Genomic DNA, 14,187 nt, shown 5'->3' with positions numbered 1-14,187 from the left:
CCCAAGGGAGCGCGCATGCAACTCAGCATCGAAGCCGCCAGAGACCTCGTAAGACGAGCCGCCATGACGGCGGGCGCGAATGCCCCGACCGCGACATCGCTCGCCGATGCTACGGTTGCCGCCGAACTCGCAGGCCACGCGTCAGTCGGTTTCGCCCATCTGCCGGACTATCTCGAAGGCTTCGCTACCGGCCGTATTGCCGGTGCCGCGCAACCTGACCTCAGCGCGCCGATGCCGACGACGCTTCGTGTCGATGCAAAAACCGGCATTGCCCAACTCGGGTTCGATCTGGCGTTTCCCCGGTTGGTGGAAAACGCGAAGCAATATGGCGTGGCGCTATTCCTGCAAGCCAACAGCTATACCGTCGGCGAATTGAGCTATTACACGCGGCGGCTGGCCGAGGCGGGACTCGTCTGTCTGGCTACGTCTAATGGCCCTGCGATGGTGACCACCGCGCAAAGCCGCCAGCCGGTATTCGGCACCAACCCGTTGTCATTCGCCGCGCCGATCGACGGTGGGCGTCCGCTCGTGGTCGATCAGGCATCGAGTGCCACGGCGTTCGTCAACGTTCGCGAAGCCGCCGCACGCGGCGAGGCCATCCCCGAAGGGTGGGCACTAGACGCCACCGGTGCGCCGACGACGGATGCGCGCGACGCGCTGACCGGCATGCTGCTGGCGTTTGGCGGCGCCCGAGGCGCCAACATCGCGTTGATCGTGGAAGTGCTGTCAGCGGGGCTGACCGGCGCGAACTGGTCGCTGGATGCCCCTTCGTTCCAACAGGGCGACACATCGCCGGGTGCAGGATTGTTCATCGTCGCTATCGATCCGGCCGCGCTCGCGCCCGACTTGCCCGCGCGGCTGGCTGCGCACGCCGAGCGCCTGTCCGCCAAGGGCATCTATCTTGCAGGGCGTAGCGCGCCGCCAGATCACGTCACCATCACGCCTTCGGCGCTTGCCGATATCGAACGCTTCGGCCGGCCTGGCAGCGATGTTGTCATCGCCATCGACCGATAGCCGCCCCCCGCCCTGTGGCAAGTGCCAGCTCCGCGATCGAACTCAATATGACGGCCGTAACGCCCCAAATGTCGTATTGCTGATCGGCCCAGTACCACGAGCCGGCACGTTCGCCGTCGACGTATTGCCGGGGCAAATCCGGGTTCAGCAGTGCGGAGAATGGAAACTCGAATACGTATTGCACTTCGGCAGGCGCCGGTTTCCAGACGGATTCGCTCGACAGGAGCCCGATCACGGGAACGATGGCGTGATTGCGTTTTCTCGTCTTATGAATCGGCAAGCACCCGAGAACCCGCACTGATTCGGGAGCCAGAAGAATTTCTTCAAAGGCTTCACGCAACGCCGTATCGCCAACGCTGGTATCCGACGCTTCGGGACGTCCGCCGGGAAAACTGACGTGCGACGAATACTCGTTCAATCCCGACGAACGCAGGGTCAACAGAATCGTCGGCTCGTTGCGTTCAACGATCGCCACCAGCACCGAAGAGAATTTCCATGACCCATTGTCATCGTCGAGCGACTGCTTCGCCGTCGGCCAATCCGTTGATGCAGGGATCTGAAGATCGACTACACCGCGCACAATCTTTTTCAGTGCATCCCATTGCGCGAGCCCATCATTGACGTCCGACACATCCCCATCCGTTCCCATACTCGCCTCCTGTGCGCTTGGCGCATCGATTTTTGAGGGGTACTGAGCCAGTCAGCACCGGTTCACGAACACCGTCGTACCGATGAAACGGCTCAAGTATAGGATCGTCAGGCAATTTAAAAGATACCGAAGTCGTCGTTGCTATCGGGAATCGCACACAGCAATTCCTCAAGTCCCTGCCATCGCAGTCCTTTGGCAATGCCTTCCAGAAGCCGGTAAGCGGTCGGCACTGAAACCCGGCGTCGGGCCTCAGTGCGGGATTTCGCCACGTATAGGCGCGTGGCGCATGTCATTGGGCAAGATTGCATTCGAAATCCTCTTAAAGACACGACGGGCTAACGCGCGTTGAAAGCGGACATCAACGCCGCCAACACATCGCGCAACTCGGTCGTGCCGAAGCGTCGTTCGCTACCGGCTTCAACGTCGATGCTTCCTGCGTTCTGCGCGTCGAATGTCGTCATCACGAGATTCGCGAGATTGGCGTTCAAACCGGCACGCGACAGCACAGATGCCCACTCGCTGCGCGGCAGTGTGAAGGCGGCAACCTCGCGCCCACTGAGATCGCCCAGCGTCCGCGCGACATCTTCCGCGTGATAACGGCGCGGCCCCTCGACGCTGACGATGCGAGCGTCGCTGCCGTCATGGCCATCGAGCAAAAGCTGCGCGGCGACAACGCCGACATCCTTCGCCGCAACGGTCGGAAACGGCCTGTCGACGGGATGATGAAAACTCGGCAGGCGTCCGGAGGACAACGCAACGAGCAACGTCCGCGCCCAGTTATGCATGTGTTCCGCCGAACGCAGCAACGTGAGGCGAGGCGCCACCTCCCGATACGCCGTCTCAAGCTCGCGAAACAGCATCGTGATGCCCGAGCCCGCATCGAGTTCTGCGCCATAGTCCGACAGCGCGAGTACATGCAGATGCGGATACTCACGCAATGTGCGCGCCGTCGTGCGAATCGTGTTGCGCATCGCGGCTTCGGGGTCCGCCGCACCGTGCGCCACCGGACACAGCAACTGCACCGCCTGCGCACCCTCGAGCGCGCGATGTAACGACGCTTCGTCGTCGAGATCGGCGGCCACCACCTCGCACCCCATGCGCTTGAATACCTCGTGTTGTGCCGGGTCTCTCACGACAGCTCGCACGCCGTGGGCCGCCTGCCCGGCGTTCAACAGCGCTGCCACTGTCGAACGGCCAACGTTTCCCGATGCGCCAAAGATCACGTACATAGTGCCTCGCCTCTCATTCTTGAAACTTGAGTCTACGAAGCCTCACGCCTGAAAACTCGCACAGACGGATGTTTCCGAACAGATTCGGATGACAACGTGAGCCCTCCATCGACGTGCGCCATGGCAGCACCAGCACGCCGCCTGAAATTGCAGGAGAATGCGACATCGCGTCGTCTCATGGAAGGCATGCAATGACTGCAACTCGTGCAACTCACACCACGCTGACGCCGCACTCCGGCCAGCGGAAAAGCCTGCTGTCGAGCGCGTCGCTCGGGTGGACGGGGTTTGGTGCCGACCTGTTTAGCGTCGCCGCCGGGGCGCACCGCATTCCCGGCATCGCGCATCACCGGGTCGGCGTGCACGTTGGGCGCCCGGTCAAAGCCGTGTGTCGATGCGAAGGCCCGCCCACCGCGCGTATTCAGTCCCACGGCGACACCGACGTGATTCCCGCCGGCATGCCGGGCGAATGGTCCGACGACAACGACTGCACGATCCTCACCGTCTGGTTCGCCGACGATTTTGTGCGCAACACTTACGACCAGCTCGGCCTCACGGCTTCCGAGGCGCAGATCCGGCCGCAGTTCCAGTGGCGCGACGCACGCTTTCAGCAGATGGCGTGGGCGATGCGCGCCGAACTCGAAGCCAAAGACGCCTCCGATCCGCTCTATGCCGAGAGCTTATGCACGGCGATGCTCGTGCGTCTGGCGGGGGCTGGGGTGGCCGACCGTCAGCAAGATCGCAAAACGCGCACACTCTCCGCTCGCGCCGCCTCGCGCGTCATCGACTATGTCGAAGCGCATCTCGACGAGCGCCTTTCATTGACAGAACTGGCCGCACTCGTCGATCTGAGCGTGCCGCATTTCAAAGTGCTGTTTCGCGAAACGATGGGCGTCCCCGTGCACCGCTATGTCGTGCAGCGCCGCCTCGAACGGGCTAAGACGCTGCTGATCGAAGGCCGGCTGAGCGTGAGTCAGATCGCGCTGGAAGCCGGCTTCTCTCATCAGAGCCATATGGCGACGTGGATGAAACGGGAGCTTGGCGCAACGCCGCGCGATATCGCAGCGAGCGCCGCCACCTCACGCGCGCCGTCCCTGCGAAGCGCGATCCAGCCAGCCGACTAACGACAGCGCGACGGCAAACGCGAGCGCAACCATGCACACGCCGCTCCATCCGGCCCATGCCCATGCGGCTCCCGAGAGTGCCGCACCCATCGCGCCGCCGACAAAGAAGATGCCGACGAAGAGCGCGTTCAACCGTCCACGCGCCGCAGGGTTAAGCAGGTTGACCGCACGGCGTCCCAGCGTCTGGTCGGTGATCACACCCGCGTCGAGCGCTGCCGCCCCAGCGACCAACATCGCCAACGCCAGCACGGGATGTGCCACCGGCGAGAAGCCGCCCCATCCCGCGCCCGCGGCGCCGAGCATGAGTACGGCGGCAATCATCACGATGTGCGAAACGATCTGCGTCGCATGCCCTGCGCCACGGTCGCCGAGATACCCGGCAAGCGGCGTCACAATGGCCCCCGAGGCCCCCGCCAGTGCGAACACGGCGATACCTTGCATGCCGAGGGAGAACGGCGGCTGCGCGAGTCGCAAAGCAATGGCCGTCCAGAACGCGCTGAACGCCCCCAGCGCGAGCGCCGCCTGCAAGGAGCGACGTTGCAATACGGGTTCAGTCCGCAATAGCGTCCAAAGCGAGCGGAGCAATGCCGGATAGTTCGCGCCGGTGTGCGGCGTGTGATTCGGCAACCGGAGGTACAGGACGACCGCGAGCAACGCGTCGGCAGCCGCCTCGATGCCGAAGAACACACGCCACCCGAACGTGCCCGTAATCAGACTCGCCAGTGGACGCGACAACAAAATCCCGAGCATCAACCCGCTCATCACGTTGCCAATGGCCTGACCGCGCCGCTGCTCGGGCGCCATCGACGCCGCCATCGGCACCAGCATCTGTATCACGCTCGACGTCGCACCCGCGATAAACACCGATGCCAGAAACACCCAGCCCGAATGGGCCAGTGCAGACAGCGCCAGAAACGCCGCGCAGCACGTCAGCGTCACCACGATCAGGCGGCGATTCTCAAGCAAATCGCACAGCGGCACGAGCAGCAGCAGCCCTGCCGCGTAACCAAGCTGCGGCAGCATCGCGATCAAGCCCGACAGCCCTGCCGGTAAATTCAGCGCATGGCTCACCGGACCTGTCAGTGGCTGCGCGGCCGACAAATTCAGGATGATGATGCCGACCGCTGCCGCGAAGAAAAGCGTCATTTGACGGCTGAGGCCAACACCCAAGGGGGCGGCCGAGGGCGGTGGCGACACGGTTGACGGTAGCGGCGACGCCGTGGCGAAGTCGCGGGTACAGACGGAGGGGGGCTGAGTCATTTGGCAATTCCTGTGAGTCGGTCCGCCGATTGTAGGAACGCCAACGTTATGCCACAATTGAATTATGTTTATATTGATTATGCGAGTTTGTTTTGAACACACATGACTTGCAGGCCTTCGTCGCGGTGGTCGAAAGCGAATCGATGGTGCGGGCGTCGGAGAAGCTCTTTCTGACGCAGCCGGGTTTGACGCGTCGCGTGCAAAACCTCGAAAAGATGCTCGGCATCGAATTGCTCGACCGCCAGAGCAAACCGCTCAAGCCCACCGCCGCCGGCGAAGAGGTTTATCGGCTGGCGCGCACCGTATTGCGTGCCGTCGACGACCTGATGGCCGTGGCGTCCACTGATCGCGAGCCGACAGGCGAATTCAATATCGGTGTGCCGCCGTTTCTGTCCGAACTGGCGCTGGAGCAACCGATCGATCGGTTGCGCAGTGCCTTCCCGAAGCTGACACTTCGCGTGACAGCTGGCTGGTCGCCGGGCCTGTTGCAGAGCGTCGAGCGCGGCAAGCTGGACGCGGCCATCGTGCTGTTGCCCGAGCGTGCGGTGATGCCGGAGGGCCTGACGACGACGCTGCTCGCGCATAAACCTACGGTCGTGGTCGCGCCCCGCGCATTCGGCCTCGCCGATAAGTCTGCGACGCTCGCCGAATTGGCGGGGCATCCGTGGGTGCTCAATCAGGATGGCTGCGGCATGCGCTCGGCGCTCAGCCGTGCGATGTCGACTGCCGGGTTGCCCTTCAATGTGGCGGTCGAAGCCTTTGGTTCCGAATTGCAGTTGTCGTTGGTCGCACGTGGTCTCGGCATCGGCCTCGCCGCCCCGGAAGTGCTCGCGCGCAGCCCGTATGCCGACACGCTCGAAATCGTGGACGTGCCGGAATTCAAAAGCGGTCTGAACGTGTGGCTGGTGCATGGCACGTTGCCGACCCGCCTCGTTCGCCCCGTCGCGCTGATACAAGATGCGCTGATCGCCGAGTTGGAAAAAGACGCCATCCAGAGAGTCAAAAAATCATGAGATTCGTCGTCGCAACGTACGGAACGGAAGGTGACACACGCCCGCTGGCCATGCTCTGCCGGGCGTTGATGGATGCCGGTCACGAGGCCCGCCTGCTGGCCGACCGCGCCACGCTCGATTTCCCGGCCAAGTTGGGGGTGCCCACCGTTGCGCTGGCCGGCGACATCAAAGGCACCCTGCGGCCAGAGCTTGCGATTGCCAACGTGGTCGCCACCCAGCGCGGCTTCTCCAGCATGGCCGGCGCACTGGCACATATCGCCAATACGCACGCGCAGGCTTGGCTGGAAACCATCGTCCGCGAAGGCGAAGGCTGCGACGCCATCATCGTGTCGGGTCTCGCGGCATTTGTCGGACTCTCTGCGGCGGAGCATCTCGGCATCAAGGCCATCGGCACCGGCCTCATTCCGATCTCGCCCACGGCGGCGTTCGCCTCGCCCTTCTTCCCGCCGAAATGGGTGCCGTCGTTCCTGAACCGAGCCAGTCAGAGTTTCGTGAATCAGATGCTATGGCGGGCCTTCCGGAAGCAGACCAATGCCGCACGCGCTGCCGTGTGCGGACTGCCGCCGAGGCAGGCGTTGTGGACGGGGCACCCAATGCTCTATGGCATCTCGCCAAGCCTCGTCCCGCGCCCCGCTGACTGGCCGGAGAACGCGCAAATCTGTGGGCAATGGGTGTCGCCGTCCGCCGAATGGCCCGCACCGCAGGCACTGACCGATTTTCTTGCAGCGGGTGACGCACCGATCTATGTCGGCTTCGGCAGCATGACGGGGTTCGACACCGAAAAGCTGCTCGCAGAAACGGTCACCGCCGTGGCCGGTCGCAGGGCGCTGTTCTATCCGGGCTGGAGCGGCGCGAATACCTCTGGACTGCCATCTAATTTTCACGTGCTTGGCGACACGCCACACGACTGGCTATTCCCGAAAACATCGCTCGTCATCCATCATGGCGGCTCCGGCACGTCGCATTCGGCGACGCGTGCCGGTGTGCCTTCGGTCGTCGTGCCATTTGCTGGCGACCAGTGGTTCTGGGCCGACCGGTTGCGGCGTGCAGGCGTGGCGGATGAAGCCTTGAGCGGGCGATCACTACGGGCCGCATCGCTCGCCAAGCGCATCGAATTCGCTGAGCGCACAACGACAAAGTCACGGGCGCGGGAACTGGGCGAACAGATGCGCTCGGAAGCCGGCCTGCGCAACGCCGTCAACGCCATCGAGCGGCTGATGAACGCCTGATGAACGCCTGATGTCTGCGGCGCACCACACGCCACCCGCCCATTTCGAGCAATCAGTCCACGCACTTTAGTAGCCATTTGCGTTATAGTTTCAGGCTGAGGACGACCTCAGCCTGCTGGCAAGACAATCCGGGACGGCCCGGCTCTACTGAAATAGGAGAGCCATATGGCTTGGATATATTTGCTGTTCGCAGGTCTTCTCGAGATCGTTTGGGCCTTTACGATGAAGCAGTCTGCGGGCTTCACGAAGTGGGTCCCCTCTGTCATCACCTTCGTCACCATGGCCGCCAGCTTCGGTTTGCTGTCGGTCTCCATGAAGACGCTCCCCCTCGGCACGGCTTACACCATCTGGACCGGTATCGGTGCCATCGGCGCATTTACCGTGGGCGTTCTCGTGCTCGGTGAGGCCGCCAGTGCCATGCGTCTTCTCGCCGCCGTGCTCATCGTGAGCGGGCTCGTGCTGATGAAGCTCGCGTCATAACGCCGCACCCCCAACGCCTGCATTGACGGAACCCTTGCGGGGGCGCGCGTGTCCGTATTACCAGTGACATCCGATGCCCCCTCCGCCGATTGCCCTTCAGCGACAACCGGCATTCAGCCGTCACTCAGTCGTCATTCAGTCGCTAAGTACGCCCCTTCCCTGAACCCTTCCCTTTAGGAGGCCCGGTGGACCTCTCCGAGTACTTTCCTGCCTTGCTGTTTCTGCTGGTCGCCCTGCTCATGGGCACGGCGTTGCTGTTCGTTGCCAAGCCCATCCGCCCGCACCGGCCGGATGCCGAAAAGAACTCGGCGTACGAATGCGGCTTCAATGCGTTCGGCGACGCGCGCAAACAGTTCGATGTCCGCTTCTACCGCGTCGCGATTTTCTTCATCGTCTTCGATATCGAACTCGCCTTCACCATCCCGTGGGCAGTCTCCATGCGCGAGGTCGGCTGGCCCGGCTTCATCGCGATGATGTTCTTCCTGTTCATTCTGGCGTTGGGCTTCGCGTACGAATGGGGCAAGAAAGCGCTGGAGTGGGAATAAGTCCAGACAGTGGCGACACTCGCGTGCACACCTGTTCATAAGCTGAACAGGTGTCATGCGCGGACACCCCATCCAAACCCGCCGAAATTTACCTCGAAGCCCGAGATACTTAGGTTTCGAAGCATTGGTATCGAACTTGCTAATCCTTGAACGCGACGACGAGAACGTCGCGCAGCGCTCCCCTCGCGCAGGTTGAACTCATCTTCATTACCTCAAGGATGCTTACCGTGGACAAGATCGAATACCTCGAACGGCAGATCAAGGAACATCACGCGACGCTCGCACACCACCCCGTGTTTCACTCCATCGAATCGATACAAGGTTTGCAGGTCTTCATGGAGTGGCACGTCTTCGCGGTCTGGGATTTCATGTCGCTGGTCAAGCGTCTCCAGGCCGACCTCACCACGATCACGCTGCCGTGGGTTGCCCCGCGCAACATTCACGCCGCGCGCCTGATCAACGAAATCGTGCTGGGCGAAGAGTGTGACGACACCCCGCAAGGCCCGATGAGCCACTTCGATCTCTACCTCGCCGCCATGCGCGACGTGGGCGCCGATACGCGCCAGATCGCCCAGATGATCGAACTGGTGAAAAAGGGCAACAGCGTGAGCGCTTCGCTCGTCACCGTTGGCGCCCCGGCCCCGGTCGTGCGCTTCGTCAATTCAACCTTCGCTACCTGCTATGAAGGCGCCACGCACCAAGTGCTCGGCAACTTCTTCTACGGCCGCGAAAACGTGATCCCCGACATGTTCCGCACGCTGCTCGACGGCTGGAAGATCGATGCGAAGAGCGTGCCGCTGCTCACCTACTACCTCGATCGCCATATCGAAGTCGACTCGGGCGAACACGGCCCGGCCGCGCGCGCCATGATCGTCGAAGCCGCACAGGGCGAAGAGCGCTTGATGATCGAAGCCCTCGAAGCCGGACTGCGTGCCATCGACGAGCGCCTGCGCCTGTGGGACGGCCTGCACGAACACATCGTGGCGCTGCAAAAGGAAGCGGTCGCCGCCTGAGTTTCGAGTTCTGGCGGGTCGTCGCTCACCCGCAGCCCCCGGGCGGACGCCCCCCGGTCCGCCCAGCTTTTCGCCAGTCCCCACGATCCGAGGCAACGCCATGTCATTGCAGAGTTACGTCAGCCACGCTGACCAATGGGAACAACGCGCCACGATCCGCTCGCGCCCGCGCCGTATCGTCGAAGACGACGAACTGAGCTACTACCCGGTCGAGCGTCAGCCGCTCTACGCGCATCCGGCGGTGATCGATGCCGGGCGCGAAGTGCAGGAGTACATCCTGCTGCAAAGCTTCTACAAGTACATCAACGACGTCATCATCTTCGAGACGGAAATCGTCAACAAAACGGCACTCGCCATCGCCAAGCTGCGCTTTCCGTTCGAATTTCCGTTTGCCTGCCGCAGCGACGCGATGTCGGTCGTCATCGACGAGAACTACCACGCCTATGTGGCGATGGACTATCTCGATCAGGTGGAGCGCAACACCGGCATCGCCCCCATCGAGCAGAACCGCGAAATCGAACTCTCGCGCGCCATTCCCCGCGCGATGGAGTACGTGCCCGCGCAATACGCCGCCGGCATGGAACTGCTGGGCGTGGCCATCTCCGAGAACACCGTCACCGCCGAAGTCGCCGCCTTCTCGCGCGACAACACGCTCAAACGCTCGGTCAAGGGCGTAATGGCCGATCACCTCGCCGACGAGGGCCGCCATTCGGTGTTCTGGATCAATCTGGTCAAACTCTATTGGCAGTCCATCGAAGAGACGGCCCGCATCGAACTCGGCCGTGGCCTGCCCTTCTTCCTCACGGAATACCTCACGAACGAGCTGCAACTGGAGTTCGATCGCCGTCTGATCAGCACGCTCGCGCTGCCGGCCGCCACGCGCGAACAGATCGCCAACGACATGGTCGGCGCGTACCCCATCACGAATCAGCACCCGATGATCGTCAACATCCGCAAGTTTCTGAAGATGGCCGGCCTGCTCGATCACGAACCCACCCGCGCTGCCGTTGCGCAATACCTCTGAGGACCGGGCCATGAGAGCGATTTCCTTCGCCGTCGTCGGTAACAACCGTCTGGGCGCACGTGTGTTTCAGGCACTCCACGACATGGGTCACGACGTAAGCCCCGCCTGCGCCGACGCTGGCCCGTTGCGCGATATCGCCGAACAGTTGGGTGCCGCGGTGCCCGACGCCGGCACGGTGCTGAGCGGCATCGAATGGCGCATCGACTGCGGCGCGGCCGATCCGCACATCGGCTGCGAGGCACAACATAGCCTCACCTTCACCGCCCGCGCCCCGGCGTTCCCGCCCACGCGGGCCGATCTCGCGTGGCAATGGGCAGGCCCGAAGGGAATCGCCGACGTCGCGACGAGCGTCTGCCAGTTTGGCGAGCCGGTCTGTGGGGCCGATCTGGCCGCCCAGATCGATATCGAAGCCGAAGCCCTGCTCGTGGATACGGTGAGCCGCCTCGGCCGCGATGCGCTTTCGCTCGACGACCTCAAACCGGCGAAGAAGAAGCCCGGCGGCGTCGCCCTCGACTTGCATCAGTTGTCGGGCTGGCACGTGACGAACGAAACCGCGCGCGATGTGGTGCTCGAACCGTCGCTGCCCGAAATGGTGTCGCGCCGGGCCGTTGCCACGCCGTCCGCGATTGCCCTGCGCGATGCCGACGGCGATGTCGATTACCGCACCTTCGTGGGTGCATCGATGAAGCTTGCGTCGCAACTCGCCGCATTGATGCCGGCAGCGTCGGCCGACGACGATGCCCCGCGTGTCATCGCCGTGCGCCTGCGTAAGTCGCGTCTGCTCTACACGGCGATCCTCGGTGCCATCGGCGCGGGCGCCGCGTACGCGCCGCTCGACCCGTCGTTCCCGCCCGACCGCGTCCGCCAGATTCTGGAACAAAGCCGCGCCGTTTGCCTGCTCACCGATGAAGACTTCGACGAGAGCGTGCTGGCCGGTCTCGACGTCAAGGTGCTGCGCATCACGGCACTCGACGCATCGAACATCGATATCGCGAACACCTCGTGGCCGGTAGAACGTCAAGCCGATCGCACCGAGCGTTGCGCTATCACGATCTTCACATCCGGATCGACGGGCACGCCCAAGGGGGTCATGCTCACGCACCGCAATATCGTGCACTTCTGCCACTGGTATCGCGACTACATCGGCATGGACGCCAGCTCGCGCGTGTTGCAGTTCTGTACGGTGGCCTTCGACGTCTCGCTGCTCGACATCTTCCCGACGTTCCTCGCGGGCGCAACGCTTGTGATCCCGACGGAAGAACAACGCCACGCACTGGACGATCTGAGCGCGCTCATCGCCGACGAGGCGCTCACGCATGCCTTCCTGCCACCGGCACTGCTCGCCGTGATGCCGGATGCCGAATGGCCTGCGCTGCGTCACCTGCTGACCGGCGGCGACGTCTGCTTCCCGGAAACTATCGCGCGCTGGAGCCAAGGGCGTGAATTCCACAACATCTTCGGCCCGGCGGAGTGCACGGTGCTCGTCACCATCGCTCGCCTGAAGGCGGGCGACAGCAATCGCATGATCGGCCGCCCGATTGCCAACGTGCGCTGCTACGTGCTCGACGAAGCGGGCGAACCCGCACTGACGGGCCAACCGGGCGAGCTGTGTGTGGCAGGCGCCGGCGTTGCCGACGGCTACCTGCACCGGCCGGACCTGACGCAAAACAGCTTCGTGCCGAATCCGTTTGCGGATGCCGGCGGTGTCTGGCCCGCCGCCAGCGACGAGAAGCTGTATCGCACGGGCGACATCGTGCAGTGGGACGACAGCGGCGTGCTGCACTTCGTGGGACGTCGTGATGCGCAAGTGAAGATTCGTGGCTTCCGCGTGGAAATGGGCGAGATCGAAGGCGCCGTGCTGGCCACCGGCCTCTACGGCCAGTGTGCTTGTGTGGTGGACGAGCGCAAACGCATTCGCGGCTTCGTCGCACGCCCCGGCTCGGCGCAGGCGACTGGCGACGCGGTGCGCGAACAACTCGCCGCGCGCCTGCCCGACTACATGGTGCCGTACGAGATCGTGGTGCTCGACGCCCTGCCCGCCACCAACAACGGCAAGATCGACCGCGGTGCGCTCTCGCGCATGCCGGCGCAGCGCACTGTTACTGCCACGGAAGACGAACCGCTCACCGAAACGGAAACGCAGTTGCGCGCCCTCTGGGCACGGCTGCTCGATCTGGAACCGTTCGAGATCGGCCGCGACGATTCGTTCTTCAATCTCGGCGGCCATTCGCTGCTGGTCTCTCGCCTGATGCTGGCCGTGAAGAAGGAGTTTGGCGGCAATGCACCACTCGCGCGCTTCATGGAGCGTCCGACCGTGAGTGCGCTGGCCTCGCTGCTGACCAGCGACGATCTGAAGAAGGGCGAACGCATTCCGCAGCGCGTCTTCGACGACATGGCACTCCCAGAGGAAATTCGTCCGGTGGATGGACTGCGTCCGACGCCCGACGGTGCCAAGGCGATTCTGCTGACCGGTGCCAATGGCTTCCTCGGCACGTTCATCGCGGCGGAGTTGATCGCGCAGACGTCCGCCGTCGTGCACTGCATGGTGCGAGCGCCCAGTCAGAAAGATGGCGAAGGCCGGCTCGCGCAGGCGCTGCACGCCAACGGTCTCGGCGCGCTGATCGGCCATCCGCGCCTGAAGGTCGTGCTCGGCGATCTGGCCAAGCCGCACCTCGGACTCGCCCCCGATGCGTGGCACGTGCTGGCACGTGACATCGATGCGATTTATCACAACGGTGCGCACGTCAACCACGTCTACGACTACCCGTATCTGTACGACGCGAATGTCGGTGCCACGCTCGAACTGCTGCGGCTCGCCTGCGAGTACCGCAACAAGTCGATGCACTTCGTCTCGACGCTGTCGGCAGCGAGTGCAATGGACGACAAGGGCCACGTGCTCGAAGCCGGCCCCGCGCGCAATGCCCCGGCGTTCGTGAACAACGGCTACAACGTGACGAAATGGGTGGCGGAGCATCTGGTCTGGGAGGCCGCCGAGCGCGGCGTCGACGCGACCATCCTGCGTCCGGGCAACATCACCGGCGTGGCGAGCTCCGGCCTGTGCCAGCCCACGCGCAACCGCATCCTGCTGCTCGTGAAGGGTTCTCTGCAACTGGGCGCGGCACCGGCCGGCGACACCGATTTCGACTTCACCCCGGTCGATTTCCTCGCCCACGCTGCGGTGCGTTGCACGACTGATCCGCAGCGCGAATTGCGCGTGTTCCACCTGCAAAATCCGCAGCCGCTGACGTGGGAAGACTATCTCGGCGCATTGGCACCCTGCGGCTATGCACTGGCGTTGGAAGAGCCTGCCGACTGGCGCAACCGCCTCACCTCGATCGATGAAACTAACGCGCTGTTCGATGTGGTGGCGTTCTACCTCGACGACAGTCAGGAAGACATCGGCGACATGGCGCGCATTGCGCACCAGCGCACCGCCGAAACGCTTGGGCGTCTGGGCGTCGCTTACCCGCGCAAAGACCGGCAGTTGCTGGCCGCGCACTTCAACTACCTGATCGAAAGCGGTTTTCTGCCGCTGCCGGCCACCGTCGACGAGCCGTACACACAACGAGAGCTGGACGCTGAGCCGGCCGCCTGATCCCGTGGATTCAAC

General features: G+C 63.5%; 12 protein-coding genes. 9 read left to right on the top strand and 3 right to left on the bottom strand.

Going from position 1 to position 14,187, the window contains the following annotated elements; all coding sequences use genetic code 11:
- The first annotated feature begins 15 nt into the window (after positions 1-15).
- On the top strand, positions 16-1,014 hold the full coding sequence (locus PIN31009_RS04820) for an Ldh family oxidoreductase (RefSeq protein WP_150789482.1): 999 nt from the start codon (positions 16-18) through the stop codon (positions 1,012-1,014).
- On the opposite strand, the gene PIN31009_RS04815 is transcribed toward PIN31009_RS04820, so the two are convergent.
- The gene (locus tag PIN31009_RS04815) at positions 995-1,663 is read right to left on the bottom strand and encodes an NUDIX hydrolase (protein WP_150789481.1); all 669 of its coding nucleotides are present in this window, start codon (positions 1,661-1,663) and stop codon (positions 995-997) included. The two genes, PIN31009_RS04820 and PIN31009_RS04815, sit on opposite strands and share 20 nt — an antisense overlap.
- A gap of 335 nt (positions 1,664-1,998) precedes the next feature.
- Positions 1,999-2,892: an NmrA family NAD(P)-binding protein gene (locus PIN31009_RS04810; RefSeq protein WP_150789480.1), complete on the bottom strand. Its 894-nt coding sequence runs from the start codon at positions 2,890-2,892 to the stop codon at positions 1,999-2,001.
- 191 nt (positions 2,893-3,083) lie between these two features.
- On the opposite strand from PIN31009_RS04810, the gene PIN31009_RS04805 reads away from it, so the two are divergent.
- Positions 3,084-4,013 carry a helix-turn-helix domain-containing protein gene (locus tag PIN31009_RS04805; RefSeq protein WP_150789479.1) on the top strand — a complete coding sequence of 310 codons (930 nt, stop codon included), beginning with the start codon at positions 3,084-3,086 and terminating at the stop codon, positions 4,011-4,013.
- Here PIN31009_RS04805 and PIN31009_RS04800 read toward each other — a convergent pair.
- Positions 3,969-5,273: an MFS transporter gene (locus PIN31009_RS04800; RefSeq protein ID WP_150789478.1), complete on the bottom strand. Its 1,305-nt coding sequence runs from the start codon at positions 5,271-5,273 to the stop codon at positions 3,969-3,971. The two genes, PIN31009_RS04805 and PIN31009_RS04800, sit on opposite strands and share 45 nt — an antisense overlap.
- A 92-nt stretch (positions 5,274-5,365) precedes the next feature.
- On the opposite strand from PIN31009_RS04800, the gene PIN31009_RS04795 reads away from it, so the two are divergent.
- The 7 genes from PIN31009_RS04795 (at position 5,366) to PIN31009_RS04765 (ending at position 14,172) form a co-directional block, all read left to right on the top strand.
- Positions 5,366-6,286 carry a LysR family transcriptional regulator gene (locus tag PIN31009_RS04795; RefSeq protein ID WP_150789477.1) on the top strand — a complete coding sequence of 307 codons (921 nt, stop codon included), beginning with the start codon at positions 5,366-5,368 and terminating at the stop codon, positions 6,284-6,286.
- A complete protein-coding gene (locus PIN31009_RS04790; RefSeq protein ID WP_150789476.1) occupies positions 6,283-7,515 on the top strand; it encodes a glycosyltransferase in 1,233 nt (410 codons plus the stop codon). The genes PIN31009_RS04795 and PIN31009_RS04790 overlap by 4 nt, the downstream gene beginning before the upstream one ends.
- Positions 7,516-7,680: 165 nt before the next feature.
- Positions 7,681-7,995, top strand: a complete 315-nt coding sequence (locus PIN31009_RS04785; protein ID WP_058377377.1) for a DMT family transporter — start codon at positions 7,681-7,683, stop codon at positions 7,993-7,995.
- Between the two features lie 185 nt (positions 7,996-8,180).
- A complete protein-coding gene (gene ndhC, locus PIN31009_RS04780) occupies positions 8,181-8,540 on the top strand; it encodes an NADH-quinone oxidoreductase subunit A (protein WP_212677131.1) in 360 nt (119 codons plus the stop codon).
- A 227-nt stretch (positions 8,541-8,767) separates the two neighbouring features.
- The gene (locus tag PIN31009_RS04775; RefSeq protein WP_150683220.1) at positions 8,768-9,553 is read left to right on the top strand and encodes a DUF3050 domain-containing protein; all 786 of its coding nucleotides are present in this window, start codon (positions 8,768-8,770) and stop codon (positions 9,551-9,553) included.
- Between the two features lie 100 nt (positions 9,554-9,653).
- A complete protein-coding gene (locus PIN31009_RS04770) occupies positions 9,654-10,577 on the top strand; it encodes a diiron oxygenase (protein ID WP_150789475.1) in 924 nt (307 codons plus the stop codon).
- A 10-nt stretch (positions 10,578-10,587) separates the two neighbouring features.
- Positions 10,588-14,172, top strand: a complete 3,585-nt coding sequence (locus PIN31009_RS04765) for an amino acid adenylation domain-containing protein (protein WP_150789474.1) — start codon at positions 10,588-10,590, stop codon at positions 14,170-14,172.
- Positions 14,173-14,187 lie beyond the last annotated feature (15 nt).

This window comes from Pandoraea iniqua (genome assembly GCF_902459685.1).
Lineage (GTDB): Bacteria > Pseudomonadota > Gammaproteobacteria > Burkholderiales > Burkholderiaceae > Pandoraea > Pandoraea iniqua.
The sequence above is the reverse complement of the archived record's forward strand: the minus strand, read 5'-3'. Positions and strand labels throughout refer to the sequence as shown.